Origin of the sequence: Microbacterium sp. (assembly GCF_031178525.1) — a bacterium.
In the GTDB taxonomy this organism is placed as follows: domain Bacteria; phylum Actinomycetota; class Actinomycetes; order Actinomycetales; family Microbacteriaceae; genus Microbacterium.
In genome coordinates this window covers 1-15,863 of sequence record NZ_JAPSJA010000008.1, presented here as the reverse complement: position 1 = coordinate 15,863, position 15,863 = coordinate 1, and the positions used below count along the sequence as shown (strand labels likewise).

Here is a 15,863-nt window from a genome sequence, read left to right as displayed (position 1 = left end):
TGAGCGACTTCGTCAGCGCTGGAAGACCGCCAGGCTTAGCACCTTCGGCAACGCTGCGCCGGACGATGCAAGTGGGAGTCCCTTGTCGAGTACGTTTCTCTTTCCGACTTTCAGCAGACGCTCGTAAATCTGCGCGTAGCCGTCCGGCAGCGACGTGCCAGCGAACACACGCTCGGCCAGGTCGAGGACCGGCTCGGCGGAGTGAGGGACGTCGAACCCGTACTCGCGCGCGATGCTGGCGCCGAGCTGGAGCATTCCGGCCGGAGCGCTCCGCGGATCGCCGAAGACGCGGACGCCCGTGATCTCCTCGCGGCTGAGCGGTCCCCCTAGCCGCGCGAGGCGCTCTTCCACTTCGGCAGGTGAAACCGTCTTCTCTGGAATGTCGTACGGCATAGGAGCCATCGCCGGCGCGATCAGGACGAGGAGATCGAGGATTGAGCGCTTGTCGGCCCAGAACGTTGCGTGCTCCCGGCGCCGCGTGCCCAGGCCGCCATCCGTGCGGACGTGTCCGACGGCGGCAAGAGCGAGCTGCTGTAGCGGTCGCGATCCCAGCAGGTGCTCGGTGACGTGCGGTGCAGCGTGCAGGCCGTTGCGGAAGCCGATGTACTGCAGTTCCGAGGCGTCGGCCCACTCGGGGCGTCCGCCCTGGTCGCGCACGCCGCGTTCGAGCTCTCTCCGGTAGGCGGCCAGGCGGTCGCTCTCCATTGGTTTGAGTCCCGCGACGTGGTCGGAGATGCTCTTCCAGCCCCAGTTGCCCTTGAAGATCTCGGCGCCGATGCCCGTCAGCATGCTGCTGCGTGGCGCGTGTCGAACATCGAGATCGGGCACAAGTCGGTCGTATGTGCCGAGAAGGGTGGAGGCCCACGCCGGCACCGCGGCCATCCGGCTGTCTCTCGGCAACTCGACCGGCGGCGTACGGCCTACGCCGTTCAGCGCGAAGCCGAAGTGCTTCGCGAGGCGCTCCGCGGCGGCATAGTCAGCGTGGTGCGCCGGGACGTCGTTCCTGCTCTCGATACGCGAGCCATCGAGGACCTTGGCGAGATGCGCGGCGGCGAGCACCGTGCGGGAGTCGTATCCGCCCGACAGCAGGATCGTCAGCGACCAGCGTGGGATTGAGGCCAGTGCGGCAACGTGTCCCACAAGGAAGGAAGCGCTGCGCCGCAGCACGGCTTTGGCATCGTGAGTGTCGTAGGAAAGCACTCGCTGGCCCACTGGTGCGCCGATGAGTCGCGGCCGCAGGAGGGCCGTACCGATCTCGAGGCGTCGCCCCGCCGGCACGAACTCAATGTCCTTCGCGATCGTGCGACGCGACATCTGCTGCGCCGCCTGCCCATTGGGCACGGTTCGCGCGAGCACGACCTCGTCATTGGGTGTGACCGCTGCCCCGAGAGCTCGTCGCAAAGAGGCGAGGAGCAGGAGCGAGTCCGACACAGCGGCGAAGCCGCGGCCCGCCGTGTGCAGCACGGCGACGCACGAGAAGATGTCGCCTTGCACCAGGAGTCGTGAGCTGTCCCACGTCGCGGCCGCGAATTCGCCCGTCGCGGCGTCGAGCGTGGCGGTCGGGCGAGCGGCGCGCAGGCTCGCCCAGCCGTCGGCGCCGAAGGCAAGCGCATTGTGCTCGTCGAGAACCGCGTTGCCTCGGAAGAAGGTGCTCCCACGGATCGCGCCGTCCACCGCGGGCGCGACAAGGAAAAGCGTTATCCGCCTCGTCAGGGGCACACGATGCACCTCGCCGGGGGCGGCGTGGCGTGCGAGCCAACTCTCCACTGCACCGACGCGTCCGCGGTCGGCCATCACGAAGGCGAAGTTCGACATGAGGTGTTGCTTTCCGGCGCTGCGGCAACGCGGAGCGGTCGATAGTGCGGTTCCTGGGGAGCGGGACCCGCAGGATTGCTCAGATCGCGCCGATCAGGCGGCGGTGGTCTGGCCGACCGTCGCCTTGACCTCGGCGACGAGCTCGCGCATGTGCGCATCGGACTCGGCGCGGATGCGCTTCACGTCGGCCAGGTCGACCTCGGGGCGGTTCAGCCACTTCTCGGTCAGATCCGGCGCGTCGAACTGCGACAGCAGCGCACTCAGGCCAATGCGCTTCATGAAGTTCACGTTCTTGTTCGTAGCGATCATGACGACGGATGGGATGCCGTACATCGTCGCCACCACGCTTCCGTGGAACTTCATGCTCGCGAAGGCGGAGCACTCGCCGATGGCACGCGTGATCTCCTGCAAGTCCTCTGAGTAGAAGACCTCCTTGCCCGGCACGTCCAGGTCGGCCGCGTTGGAGGCGTCGCGCCGACCGACCTCGGCGGTGCCGAGGATCAGATGGCGGATGCGCCAGCCCTGTTGCTGAGCGGTCTCGGCGAGGCGCTTCACCTGGGTGTAGTCGTCCGGCACCTCACGGTTCGGGCGGAAGCGAGTGACGACGCCCAGGATGGGCGCGCCCGCTGGCTTGGGGGCATCGGGGAGGTCGAGGGTGCAGACGATGTCGGGTGCGACAAGCACCGGGAGCTCCGGTTCCAGGTGCTCGCGGATCCACTTGGCCGCCTGGTCGTCGCGCACGCCGATCCGCTTGAGGTTGGCGTTGCGGAAGAACGCTTTGTGGCGTTCGATGACCTCGGGGCGGGCGGGCTTCGCGTTGCGGTACTGCGGCACGCCGATGCCCACGACGAAGCAGGGCTTCTTGAGGAAGGCGGGGTTGAAGTAGCGCGGGTCCCGGCCCCACGGCTGCAGGATGTCGCCGCCGCCGATCAGGATGGCGTCGACTTCGTTGACGATCTCGGCGACCGGCCGTGAATAGTACGGCTGCGACGTCTTGTCCGCGAGGACGCGGAGCTCGAATTCGTCTCCGAAATACTGCTCGAACACCTCGAGGAACAACTCGTCGCCGTAGTTGCCCGCGCCGAAGAAACCGGCGAGACCGAGCACGGGCTTGCGAGGCGCGCCGGTCGCGGGGGCGGGCGTCACGGAGGTGGGCGCCTCCGCGCGGCGCGACACGAGCGCCTTGATCCTGTCGATGATTCCAGGCATCTGTCAGTCCTCCATGGGTGCCGGGCTGGTGCGGGGCTCAATGAGCATAACGTCGCGCGGTCGCTCAATCCGTCGCGTCATCCGGCCGTGGCCGGGTCGGCGAGCATTCGATCGATCTCGCGTGCGAGGAAGGGGCCGAGCGTGCGTGCGAAGGTCGCCGTGATGTGGTGCCGGTCGCGGTACACGACGACGTTGCCGACCACCAGCGGGCATCGGTCGTCATCGCAGTACGCGGTCGTCAGATCCACGAGATGCACGCCGGCACCGGCCGCCTCCACGGCGGCAGGGAGCGGGTCGGAGAAGGCCAGAGCTTCGTCGCGCGTCATCTCGCAGCTCTTGGCGCTAGTGAGATCCTCCGCGGCCGCGATGCACGCATCCGCGGACTCGCTGAGGTACGGGTTGTCGCTCAACGCCACGACTTGTGCCCCGGAGTCGGCGACGGCGCGCAGAGCCTCGGCGATCAGCGGCAGGGAGGGGTCCTGACCGTGCGTAACCTCGGGAGAACGCCGGGCAGTGGCCAGCACCAGGTCATACCCGCCGTCGCGGAGCTCGGAGATGAGCGTACGGCGATACTCGTCCATGTCGTCGCTGCCCGAGGGCGCCGCGAGCATGCCCCCGCGCGAGACGTACAGGTCGATCGCCCAGCCGAGCTTTTCCAGGTGCGGTTTCAGCGCCGGGATGAGCATCGCCGCGTGCGAATCGCCTACCAGCGCGATGCGTGCGGTCGGGTCCTCGGCGCCAATCGTGCAGACCTTCGGGGCGTCGACCGGCTCGCTCAGATAGCAAGAGTACGCGCCCGACGTGTCTTCGAGCCGTCCGGCGGGCTCGGGGAGCAGGACGCCGTCGAGCTCAGGATTCGGGCAGGACGCCGGATCGCCCAGTGTCGCATCGGCACCGAAGCAGGCCTGACCCTGCGACACGATCTCCTCCGCCTGCGCAACGCTCGCATCGGCCGACCGCTGAGCGATGATCATGCCCGAGCCGGCGAGCGCGACCACCACGGCCATCCCTACCGCTGCGAAGGCGACGCTGCGCCCGGTGCTGTGGGTCAGGGTCGGATGGAATCGCACGGGGTTCTCGATCCAGCGCTGCGTCGCGTGCGCGAGCAGCACGCCGAGCACCAGCAGCACGAGTCCAAGCCAGGGCTCGGACCATGACACGACGAACGGGGCGAGGACCACGAGCGGCCAGTGCCAGAGATAGAGCGAGTACGACACCGTGCCGAGATACTGCACCGGGGCGGCCCCGACCAGACGGGCGTCGAACCGGCTCGTCGGCGTCGGGCCAGCCGCGATAACCGCGAGTGTGCCGAGCACGGGGACGAGCGCGATCCAGCCGGGGAACGGCAGATCGGACGAGTAGCCGATCGTGGTGCCCAGCACCAGCAGCCAGCCCACGCCGCGGAGCAGCGTGGCTGCGCCGCGCGAGGGCTCGCGGCGCGCTAGGGGCGACAGGGCGAGGAGGCCACCCGCCGCGAACTCCCATGCCCGCGTGTACGTCACGAAGTAGGCGGGCGCCGGGTCGACGGCCGTCACCACAACCGAAGCCGCCAGGCTCGCGACGCCCACGACGATGAGGGCCACCCGAAGGGCCAGCGCAGGCGAACGGCGGACCCGGCGCGCGATTCCCACCGCGAACAGCAGCAGGAGCGGCCAGATGACATAGAACTGCTCCTCGACCGACAGGGACCAGTAGTGCTGCGCCGAGGAGGCTGCGTTCTCCGCGTTCAGGTAGTCGACGGCGTCGGCGGCGAGGGTCCAGTTCTCGACATACAACGCGCTGGCGGCGATCTCGCGGAAATGCTGAGCCCAGAAGCTCTGCGGCACGAGGAGGAAGGTGGCGAGGGCCGTCACGGCGAGCACTGTCAGCGCGGCCGGCAGCAGGCGACGCACACGCCGCGCCCAGAACCGGGCGAGGCGCACGGTGCCGCTCGCCTGGATCTCCCGGTCGAGATGAGCCGTGATGAGGAAGCCCGAGACAACGAAGAAGACATCGACGCCCACGTAGCCGCCTGGAACGAGGCCGGGCCAGAGGTGGAACAGGACAACGCCCATGACCGCGACGGCCCGCAAAGCTTGGATGTCGATCCGGAAGCCGGACTTCGCCTGCGTGCGGGCGCCCGCGGCCCGCTCCCTCACGAGCTGCCCGGTCATCGCAGCTTCGCCGCGAAGTCACGGGCCTGGCCCTGCAGCTGCTGCCACAGCTCCTCGCGGCGCTCCGCGATCCGTGCCGTGAGGGCGTCCTCGTTCTTGACGAAAAAGTTCAGCTTGCCGATCATCGCGTTGGCCATGCTGTCGAGCGCCTCGCGGTTCATTCCGCGCCGGTGCGGCACGGCGCACAGGAACTCGTTGGTGCCGAAGTAGTCCATCGGCATGCCGCGGCGCGCGGCCATACCGATGAAGGCGGCCGGGGTGTCGAAGGCCATGAAGGGCAACCAGCCGTGCAAGCGCTTGCCGAACGCGAAGCGGGCGCCGGTGTAGCGGTGACCGAACGTCTTGTACCTCTTCAGCGCGGCGTTGTAGCCATCGTTGAACTCGCGCCCGGTGGGGCCGCCGCGGAGGAAGGCCTCGAGCGGCTCTCTGTCTGCGTCGATCACCGGGAACAGGTCGAGCATGAGCGGGTTGGAGTCACCTCCCGCGTTGACCATCGAGCGCACCTCGAGCCCTTCGGAAGCGGCGTAGTCACGGAACCGCTTGAGCGGGTGGTCCGCGATGTTCTCCTCCGTGAAGTGGAAGTGATCGAGGTTGACGACGACCACGTCGCGAAGCCGCTTCTCGACGCCCAGCAGGCGGTCGGTAAACAGCGACGCGCACGGCGCCCACTCTGATTCGACGCCTGCAACGTCCCGTAAGTACTCCGACTCCTTGGTGGCCCGCACGATAATGCTCGCGGCGCGCGAGGTGACGCGTCGCACGTCGGCGGCCTCATCCTCGGTCGGCTGGGACAGGATACCCGTCGACCACAGGTGGAACGTCTTGGTCTCGAACTGAGACCACTGCTTGGTGAGTTTCGAGTGCAGGTGGCGGGACGAGTTCGTCTGCACGAACAGGCCGCCGGGACCGATCACGACGTTCTGCGTGGCCCTGTCCTTACGCGACAAGTACGTGGGCTCGCTCACATATCGGAAGTCGAGGTCGATCAGCCCATCGAACAACCGGGGTGTGACCTCGTAGAGCAAGGCGTCGCCCGCGTTGCCGCGCGGGCCGCAGGTAATCCAGAGCGCTTTCTTCACTGGGGCGTGGCTCCCGCGAGTCGGGCGAGGTGCTCGTCGAGCATCCCGCGATAGCGGTCGGCGAAGTGACCGAGAGAAAAGTGATCGTCGAAGACCGATCTGTTCAGGTCGCCCCACTCCTCGCGGTCGCGACGGGCGATCGCATCGCAAACCTCGTCGATCCGCTCCTCGGTGACGAATTCGACGTTGCCCGCGAGGTTGACCTCCGGGTTGCCACCGACCGGGCTCAGGATGAGCGCTTTGCCCGCCCTCATCGCCTCGAGCGTCGCGAGGTCGAAGATCGCATTGCGGTGCATCATCACGTAGTAGTCCGCGTAGTCCAAGAGGGCGAGCAGCCGGTCGTGCGTCATGCGCTCGCCGATCAGCCGCGCCTCGAAGTTCCACCCGGCCTTTGCGGCCGTCATGCGATTGAACAGCGATCGGCTGGACGCCGACCCGATCGCGAGCCACAAGATTTTGCGGCCCGAGCGCTCTGCATGACGGCTCAGCAGCGCGGGCACCCGGTCGAGACCCTTGTCCTCGTTCCAGTCGCCCACGCTCAAGAAGACGTCCGTGTCGGCGTCCTTGACTGGGAGATTCAGCTTCGTTGAGATCTTGCGAAGCAGCTCCTCGCGTACGGTACGGTCCTCATCGCCATGATCGACCGCCGAAACGGTGTTGTACAACGCGGTATCGGCCAGGGGAGCGCGAGCCGCGATGGCAGGGCCGGCCGTTGCCTCGAACGTGGCGCGGGCGCCCATACTCGGGAAGTACACCTTCTCAGCGCCGGCGCAAATCAGTTCCTCCAGGCGCGTGGCTGCGAGCACCTCCTGTGCACTTGGCTCGCGACCGATTGAGCGCAACTCCTGCAAGGTGCTGCCCTGCTGGTGATACACGATGACGTAGGGGATGCCCAGCTGCCGCGCGCCAAGCGCAGTGCCCAGCTCGTGGCACACAGCGAACATGTTGCGCCCGGCGCTCTGAGCTGCGCGCACTTCCGGGTGGGTGCTGAAGTACTCGGCGCCAAGCAGGATGTCGGCGACCTTGCCGCCGAGGCCGGCGATCCGTGGCCCGACACGGTGACGCAGATCCGCCTTGTCGCCCTCGTCGAAGATGTAGCGCAGCTCGTGACCGGCGTGCGCGTCGCCGAGCGCTTTGCGCTGGGTCGCGAGCACACCGGCGGGGCCGCCAGTGCGGCCCCGTGACGGGTCATAGGCGCGGTAGGCGCAGTTGAACACGACGACGTGGTCGTCCTGCACCAGTGGAACGTCGCGCCGGATGAGGGAGCGCACGAACGCGCCCTCCGCGTCCGCGTCGTGACGAGCTGCCATGTCACCGAGCTTGTCGTAGTAATGCCCGTGATCGTTGCTGCCGTCGAGACCCGAGAAGCCGTATACGTCGACGCCCTCGAGGTCGCCGCGCGCCTGATGCAACGCCCACAGCACCTGCGCGCCGCTCGTCGGCAGCATCAGGCCGGACGCCTCGCGAAGGGTGCGCTTGGTCTCGGTCTGAATCCAGGTGATTTTCTCCGGGGAGAACAACGTGTCGCGAAAGAGGATCTCCAGATGTGACGCGTCTTCGAGGACGTTGCGGAACAGATCCATCTCCCACACCACGAGCGCAATGTGCCTCAGGTCGTGGCGGTCGCGCACGTCGCGGTGCGCGCCGCGCACCCAGATGTCCGTGCGAGAACCGTAATCGTCCTCATAGCCGTCGGGGTGGTTGTTGAAGCGGATCACCACGTCGTGCGCGTCGATCTCTGCGCCGCGACCGGTGTCGAGGTTACCAGGGCCATTGCCCACGACCGCGACCGTGCCCTTCTCGACGATCGCGCGGAAGCGATCCGCCGCTCCGGCTGCGGTGAAGGCATTCGTCACTGCCGCGGCGCGATCAATCGCGGCCGTTCGCAGGCCGATCTCGTGTGCCAGGCGCGCGAGCGGCAGCACCTGTGCGATGCCGTCGGCTCCGAACTTCGCCGCGTAGCGCCGAAGGATGCGCCCGGCCGCGTCGGTCTCGCCGCGCTCAGCGAGCGCGCCCGCGTAGACGAGCCAGGTCGAGGGGTGGAGGGCGTTCCACGCGATCGTGTTGTCCTGCATGGCGCGCGCCTGCGCAAGCAGCATCTCGCTCGGCCCGCGGTCGCGCCACTCGGCACGCAGCATGTGGAAGTCCTGCTCGCGAACGGGGTCAACGGAAAAGGGCTCAGGGCCGTTGCGGAGGGCGTCAACCCTGCGCAGCACGCGCGCGGCTCCCTCTAGGGCCGTGCGTCCACCCGGGATCGATTTCGCCTTGCGAACCAGCTTGCGCGTGGTGGCGTTCTTCTTGAGCGAGTTGAGCAGGTCCATGATGGTCAGTGCTTCACCGGCGGGTAGTCCTGCGCGTAGCGCTTGAGCACCGCGTTGATCTCGTCGTCCATCGCCAGCGTGCCGCCGTCGATGTAGAGCCCGCGCGTGCAGAACCGCTTCAGGTTGCCAGCGTTGTGCGAGACCAGGAAGAGGGTGCGTCCCTCGCCGAGCATCTCCTCGATCCGCGAGAAGCACTTCTCGCGAAAAGCCTTGTCGCCGACGGCTAGCACCTCGTCGACGAGGAGGGTCGGCTCGTCGAGCTGCGACACGACGGCGAACGCCAGACGCGCCTTCATGCCGCTCGAAAGGTGCTTGAAGGGGGTGTTGACAAACTTCTCGAGCTCGGCGAAGTCGATAATGCTGTCGAAGCGCCGTGTGACCTCGGAGCGCGGCATACCGTGTAGCCCCGCCACAAGGCTCACGTTCTCGCGCACGGTGAGATTGCCTTCGAAGCCCCCCGTGATGGCGATCAGCGGCGCCACGCCGCCGTTGACGCGGACGAAGCCCTCATCCGGCTGAAGCACGCCCGCGACCAGCTTCAACAGCGTCGACTTGCCCTGTCCGTTGCGGCCCACGACGCCGATCGCCTCTCCCTGCTGAACCCGGAAGCTCACGTTGCGCAGCGCCCAGAACTCGCCTGGGCGGCTGCGACGCGCCGTGCTGCCGAACAAATCCTTCAGGCTACGGCGACCGCGCCGGTCCAACCGGAAGCGGATGCCGAGGTCCTGCGCCTCGATGGTGATGTTGGACATGGATCACAGGTCCTTCAGGACGGGCCGCATGAGCGGGCGGAACACCAGCAGGCCGATAGCGAGCAGAACGACGCTCATCAGGACGCTCGCGATAACGGCTGATCCGTTCCACTGATTGGGGAACAGGCCCGTCCGGTACAGCGACAGGATGCCGAACATCGGATTGACGAGCTGAACCCAGCGGAAGGACTCGGGAAGCAGGTCTGCGGCGTAGATCACGGGGGACGCGTAGAACAGCACACGGACCAAGAGACGAGTCGTGCGGCTCAGGTCACTCACCAGCACGCACAAGGGCGCAAGGATCAGGCCGATTCCGGTCACGAGTACCACCTGGATGAGCATCGCAACGGGGAACCACAGCAGGCCAGCATTGACTGGCACCTGCCCGATGATCACGAAGGCGGCCAGTACCGGGAGCGAGAACAGGAAAGACATCCCCGTCGTAAGCGCGACGCGCAACACCCAGATCGTGTTCGGGATGCCCGTCGACGTCACGAGCTTCTGGTCCTTCGTGAGCGCCTGGGTCGAATCGCTGATGGCAGAGGCGAACCATTGCCAGGGCAGCATGCCCACGATGAGGTAGACGATGAACGGATCCTCGCCGCCGTGGCGGTCGAAGATCTGCGTAAAGACGAACCAGTAGATGAGGCACATCAAGAGCGGGTCGAGGATCGACCAGAGATATCCCAGCCAGCTGGTGGCGTACTTGACCTTCAGGTCGCGCGACGAGAGCAGCCAGAGCGAGTGGATGTACCGGCGCGGTGAACCCTGCGGCCCGACGGAGGTCGCGGTGCTCACGAGGCGCTCACGATGCGCACGCCGGAGGGCCGCGCGACCGCGCCGAGCGTACGGCCGGGGTAGCCGACAGAAGAGCTTGAGTGCATGGGTGGCGTGATTCCTTCGTGACGCGAGCGCGCTTCGTCGAGAGTAGCGGCGCGACGAGCGCTGAACGGCATGACGTTACCGGAACCGCGCTTGACGCTGCCTGGGGACGGCCGAGGCCGTTGACCCCGGATGACATACAGTCGAGCCGTGCGTGTGCTCCACTCGATGCGTCGGCCGGATGCCGAGACGAAGTACGCCACCCACATGGCAGCCGTCGCGGGGGACGACGTCGAGGTCGCGTTCTTCACGTGGCCGCGCGCGATCCTCGGCCGATACGACCTGTTCCACCTGCACTGGCCTGAGGCCCTCGTCGGCCACGGGCGCGGGGTCCGGCTCCTGGCGTCCACTCTGCTGTCGCGCCTGCTGCGGCTGCGCCTGCGCCTGGCGCGCGTGCCGGTGGTCTACACGCTGCACAACCGTGAGCCGCACGAGGCGATGTCGCCACGGCAGCTGCGCGACCGGCGGGCGTTCGAGCGCCTCGCGGCGATCGAGATCCACCTCGTCCCCGAGCCGGATCGCGTCACGGCGGCCGAGGCCGTCGCGATCCCGCACGGCAGCTACGTCGAGCCGCACGGCGCGCATCCTCGCTCCGAGCGGGTCCCAGGACGAGCGCTGTTCTTCGGCCTGATCCGCCCGTACAAGGGCATCGAGGAGCTGCTCGACGCGTTCGCGGCGGTGGACGAGGACGGAGCGACGCTGCGTCTCGTGGGCAAGCCCATGGACCCGGCTCTCGCCGACGCGATCGCGCAGCAGGACGACGCGCGCATCAGCCATCGCTTCGGGTTCATCCCCGACCGCGAGCTCGTCGCCGAGGTGACCGCCGCGCAGCTCGTGGTGCTGCCGTATCGACGGCTGCACAGCTCGGGGGCGGCGCTCGTCGCCCTCTCGCTCGGGCGGCCCGTGCTGATCCCCGACTCGGTCACGGGCCGCGCGCTGCGCGACGAGGTCGGGTCCGACTGGGTGCAGCTGTTCGAGGGGCCGCTCACGGCGGCCGCGCTCGCCGGCGCGCTCGCGGCGACACGGACGCCGCCTGCGGACGCCCCGGATCTGTCCGCCCGTACGTGGCGCGCGGTGCGCGAGGCGCATGCACGCGTCTACCGCCGCGCGCTCGACAGACGTAGCGGCAGGGGCGCGGTGTTCGCCTGGCTCACCGGTCAGGATGACAACCTGGGCGACTCCGCGCTGCGCCGCGGTTATGCCGACGCTTTGCGCGCCCGGGGCGACCTCGTCGCCTACGTCGCGGACGCCTCGTACGCGTATGTCTCCGGCCTCGGGCTGGGGCGGGCGGATCGTGTCAGCACGAACCTCGGTGCGTGGCTGGGGGAGGCGCTCGCCGCGGCCCGCCGGGGACCCGCGACACTCGCGATCAACGCGGGGGAGTTCACGTTCTCCGGGCGTTACACGCTCCAGATGCTGCGCATCCTGCCCGCTCTGTGGCGCTTCCGTCGCCGCGGCGGAGCGGTGGTGTGGCTCGGCGCCGCCGTTCCCGGACCCCGGCGCGGTCGCACGTGGCTGTTCCACCGGCTGTTCCGCTGCGCCGACCTCGTGCGCTGGCGCGACGCGCGCACGTCCGAGGTCTTCGCCCCCGCACCGGCGATGCCCGACTGGGCGCTCGCGCTCGAGCCGTCGGGCCCCAGTGCCGCGCGCGGCGCGCTGGGCGTCTCGCTGCGTTTCGACCGGCCGTATCCCTCGCAGGCGTGGCTCAGCGCGGTGCGCGAGCTCGCCGCACGGCTCGATCTCGAGGTCGTCGCAGTCGCGCAGGTGGCGCGCGACACGGAATACGCGCTGCGCCTCGCTGCGGACCTCGGCGGGCGCGCGGTCGAATTCGGTGAGGTGACGCACGCCGAGCAGGAAGCCGTGCTGCGAGGGGAGTACGCCGCGATGCGGCTCATCCTGAGCGACCGGCTGCACGCGCTGCTCATCGCGCTGTCGGAGGGCGCCGTACCGCTGGGGCTCGCGGAAGCGGCGACCGACAAGCTCGCCCGCCACTTCGACGCGCTCGGCATGCCGTGGGCGACAGCGTCCGCGAGCGAGCGGATCACGCGACTGGCCGCTCTCGACGACGCCTCGCTCTCACAGCTCGCGGACGACGCCGCGCGCCGCCTCGGCGATGCCCGGGGCGAACTCGACGCGGTGCGGACGCTGCTGGCGGGGGATCAGTGGCTGCCCGAGGCGGCACGCGCGAAGACGCGCGCGTGAGCGCGCGACACCTCGCAGTCGGTGGGCAGCCCCTCCGTGGCGAGGGCGCCCGCCCCCAGGGTGGCGCGGAGCGGCGCATCGTCGACGAGTCGCCGCAGCGCGTCTGACAGGGACGCGATGTCGTTCGGCGGCACGAGCAGCCCGTTCACACCGTCCGTGACCCACTCGAGCGGCCCACCTTCCGCCGCGGCGATCACCGCGCGACCGCGCGCGAGGTACTGCAGCACGTTCTGGCCGAGGGGTTCCGGGCGCGTGGAGTACTGCACGCACACGTCGAGGTGGTCGATCCGGTCCTGCACGTCGGTGCGGAAACCCGCGAACGTGACATCGCGCAGGCCCAGCTGGCCGACCAGCGTGCGCAGCCGGCTCTCGTAGGCCTCATGGCCGAACGCGGCCGATCCGATGAGGGTCAGCGTTGCTCTGCCCTCGATGTCGGCGGCGGCATACGCCCGGATCAGCTGCTCCTGCCCCTTCCAAGGGTCCAGCCGCGCCACCATCCCGATCCGGACTGGGCCGCGACGGACGGAGGCGTCGGCGCCGCCGACCGCGGCGTCGGCCCGCAAGACGCCGATCGCGCTCGGGACGACCTCGACGAACTGGTCCGCGCGCAGGAGCGGCCGGATGGTCGCCGCCGTCGCGGAGGAGTTCGCGATGAACCCCTTCGCCCGTCTCGCGGCCGTCAGCCGGAATGCGAGAAGGCCGAACCGGCCGATCGCCTCGGCTTCGACGCGGTCGCGCAGGTGCACGACAAGCGGCGTGCGCGTGCCGAGCAGCCCGAGCGAGGCGTACACCGCGGCGCGCGTGGAGTTGGCGTGCACGACCTGCGCCCCGCGGAACGCGCCGCTGCGCCGCGTGCGGTAGGCCTGGCGCACGAGCGACAGCGCGAACCGGATCGCCGCCCAGGGCGTCGCGCGAGACGCGCCCGGCGGCTGCGGCGCGCCCTCCGCGCGCACCTCGACGCCCGCGAGCCCGTCGCCCGGGAGCCCGTCGAACGCGCCGCCGCGCAGCGGCCCCGGCACCACCAGACGCGCCCGCCACTGGCGACAGTCGCTCGCCAGCACGCGCGCGAGAGCCAGCTCGGCGCCGCCGCGCTCGGCCGTGTGGGCGACGTGGGCGACGGTCAGGACGGAGGGACGGGCGGGCACGCGATCAGCCTAGGGCGGTGGGCTCCCAGGCTCGCGTCGGGGCGCACGGTACCCTCGTTGGGACCGCGGCCGCCCGGGCCCCTCCCTCCCCAGACACGGAGCACGATGTCGATCCCGAGCAATTCCCCTGCCCGCATGAACCCCAAGAACTGGTCGACGAAGGTCCGCGTGATCGTCGCGAGCGCGCTCGCGGTCGTTCTCGCGGGCGGCGGAGCGCTCGCCGCGTTCGCGCTGCAGCCCGGCGCTTCACAGCCCACCGCCGCCCCGACCATCAGCGCGACGCCTACGCCCACGGCCCCGGCGACGCCGGAGTCGGCGCCGCTGCCGCGTGCGGCGGTCGTCGACGGCGCGCTGAGCAGCTGGGAGACGGCGCCGGAGACCGTGATCGGCGATGTGCGTCCGCAGGTCGGCGCGGCCGCAGACGGCGTCGTCGCGGCATTCGTCGACGCTCCCGCGATCGAGGAGCCGGTGGTCGCCCTGAAGACGGTCGCGACCGTCGTGCCGGGACAGCAGTACGAGTTCTCGGCGCAGGTGCGCGCGCTCACCGAGGCCCCCGCCGCCTGGCCGGTGCGGCTGACCGTCGGCGGCGTCGAGGTGCCGCTCCCCGAGCTCAACGCCGCGTGGGTGCCCGTCACGACCTCCTTCACGGCGGACCTCGCCTCCGTCGAGATCGTCGTCACGGTAGAGGGGCCGGTCGAGGGCTTCGGTCTCGACGCCGTCTCCCTGACCGCGGCCGGCGGTGAGAACGTCGTGCCGAACCCCTCGTTCGAGGAGGTCGAGGCATCCGGGGCGATCGTGAGCGATTCGCTGATCCTGCGGCAGGACAGCGCCGCCATCGGCGTGAACCTCGCCGCCGGCGAGGCCGCCTGGAGCGCCAAGCGGTACGAGGACGGGTCCGAGATCCGCGGTACGGCGGAGCTGCGTGAGGGTGTCTCGGCGGTGCCGCTCGACGGCGTGCCGCAGGGCTACTACTCCGTGACGGTGCAGGACTCCGCGGGCCAGGAGGTCAGCGCACCCGTGGTCATCATCGACTACGCGGGCAGTCGCATCCCCAAGGATGAGCGGCTCGGCGCGGCCACGCACCTCGAGCGTCCCGCGAACCGCGACGGCGCGGAGGCTGTCGCCTCGCTGGGCCTGTCCGCCGCCCGCAACGACATCAAGTGGGCCCAGAATGAGCCGACCGCGGGCAGCTACCAGTGGACGCAGACCTACGTGGACGAGATCGCCAAGCTCAAGGCGCAGGGCGTCGGCCTGCTCGGCGTGATCGACAGCGGCAACCCCGTCTACACGGGCTACGCGGGTCAGGCGGGCTGGCAGAAGCTCAAGACGCCGCCCGAGGGGCAGGCCGGCGTCGACGCCTTCGGGCGCTTCGCCGGAGCCGTCGCCGCACAGTGGGACGTGATCGGCATCGAGGTGTGGAACGAGTTCAACCACGAGCCGTTCAACAAGGGCTGCCGCACGCCCGAGTGCTACCTGCCGCTGCTGCAGTCGGTCGAGCAGCACGTGCAGGCGGTCAATCCGGACATCCCGATCATCGCCGGCTCGACCGCCAACTACGACGAGACGTGGCTCAACCACCTGTGGGACATCGGCGGTCTGAACCACAGCGACGCCGTGAGCTTCCACCCGTACGACATCTACTGGGACCCGGATGGCGCCGCGCGCGTCGTGGGCGCCGCCACCAAGGCGTCCGCCGACCGAGGTGCCGCGATGCCCGTGTGGCTGACCGAGCTGGGTTGGACCACGGACAGCAACATGGCCGAGGTGTCGGTCGACGTGCAGGCGAACAGCCTCATCCGCGCCGAGACGATGTTCCTCGGAGCGGGCGGCGCGAAGTACTTCTGGTACGACCTCATCAGCGACCCGGAGCAGGTCAACAAGCAGGGTGACCCGCATGAGGCGAACTTCGGCCTGTTCGCGCCGCGGCGCGACGGGCTGGCGGCGCTTCCGCCGAAGCCTGCGGCGTTCGCGCAGGCGCTGCTCGCCTCGAAGATCGCAGGTCACGGCTCGCCGAGCATCGACCAGCGCGAGGGCGTCCGATCCGTCCGCTTCGGCGACCAGGGCGACTTCGTGCGCGTGGCGTGGGCGTCCGAGGACACCCGTCGCGTCGAGTATCCGGCCGACAGCACGGTGACCGTCACCGACGCCTGGGGCAAGGTCTCCGAGCTCGAGCCGTCGGGTGGCAAGGTGTCGCTCGACCTCACGACGACGCCCGTCATCCTCGAGGGCGGCTTCACGGAGTGATGCGTGCCCTCACGGTTCTGACAGTTCGCGTTTCGTAGGATGACCGAATGACCTCCCCCGC

General features: G+C 69.3%; 10 protein-coding genes. 2 read left to right on the top strand and 8 right to left on the bottom strand.

The window, feature by feature from the left end; genetic code table 11:
- Positions 1-12: 12 nt before the first annotated feature.
- The 7 genes from RIF89_RS01440 to RIF89_RS01410 form a co-directional block, all read right to left on the bottom strand.
- Positions 13-1,815, bottom strand: coding sequence for a hypothetical protein (locus RIF89_RS01440; protein ID WP_309067384.1), 1,803 nt, complete (start codon positions 1,813-1,815; stop codon positions 13-15).
- A gap of 93 nt (positions 1,816-1,908) precedes the next feature.
- Entirely contained in the window at positions 1,909-3,024 is a 1,116-nt protein-coding gene (locus RIF89_RS01435; protein ID WP_309067383.1) for a polysaccharide pyruvyl transferase family protein, read from the bottom strand.
- Positions 3,025-3,101: 77 nt separating this feature from the next.
- Complete coding sequence (locus RIF89_RS01430) at positions 3,102-5,177, bottom strand: acyltransferase family protein (protein WP_309067382.1); 2,076 nt, start codon at positions 5,175-5,177, stop codon at positions 3,102-3,104.
- Entirely contained in the window at positions 5,174-6,256 is a 1,083-nt protein-coding gene (locus tag RIF89_RS01425) for a hypothetical protein (protein ID WP_309067381.1), read from the bottom strand. The genes RIF89_RS01430 and RIF89_RS01425 overlap by 4 nt, the downstream gene beginning before the upstream one ends.
- Complete coding sequence (locus RIF89_RS01420; protein ID WP_309067380.1) at positions 6,253-8,577, bottom strand: glycosyltransferase family 29 protein; 2,325 nt, start codon at positions 8,575-8,577, stop codon at positions 6,253-6,255. The genes RIF89_RS01425 and RIF89_RS01420 overlap by 4 nt, the downstream gene beginning before the upstream one ends.
- Before the next feature lie 5 nt (positions 8,578-8,582).
- Positions 8,583-9,329: an ABC transporter ATP-binding protein gene (locus tag RIF89_RS01415; protein WP_309067379.1), complete on the bottom strand. Its 747-nt coding sequence runs from the start codon at positions 9,327-9,329 to the stop codon at positions 8,583-8,585.
- 3 nt (positions 9,330-9,332) lie between these two features.
- Entirely contained in the window at positions 9,333-10,127 is a 795-nt protein-coding gene (locus RIF89_RS01410; protein WP_309067378.1) for an ABC transporter permease, read from the bottom strand.
- A 234-nt stretch (positions 10,128-10,361) separates the two neighbouring features.
- On the opposite strand from RIF89_RS01410, the gene RIF89_RS01405 reads away from it, so the two are divergent.
- Positions 10,362-12,413: a glycosyltransferase gene (locus RIF89_RS01405; protein WP_309067377.1), complete on the top strand. Its 2,052-nt coding sequence runs from the start codon at positions 10,362-10,364 to the stop codon at positions 12,411-12,413.
- Here the strand turns inward: RIF89_RS01405 and RIF89_RS01400 are convergent.
- Complete coding sequence (locus RIF89_RS01400; protein ID WP_309067376.1) at positions 12,371-13,558, bottom strand: glycosyltransferase family 4 protein; 1,188 nt, start codon at positions 13,556-13,558, stop codon at positions 12,371-12,373. The two genes, RIF89_RS01405 and RIF89_RS01400, sit on opposite strands and share 43 nt — an antisense overlap.
- A 135-nt stretch (positions 13,559-13,693) precedes the next feature.
- Here RIF89_RS01400 and RIF89_RS01395 point away from each other — a divergent pair, with 135 nt between their 5' ends.
- Positions 13,694-15,802 (top strand): hypothetical protein, encoded by a 2,109-nt coding sequence (locus RIF89_RS01395; RefSeq protein WP_309067375.1) that lies wholly within the window; start codon positions 13,694-13,696, stop codon positions 15,800-15,802.
- Positions 15,803-15,863 lie beyond the last annotated feature (61 nt).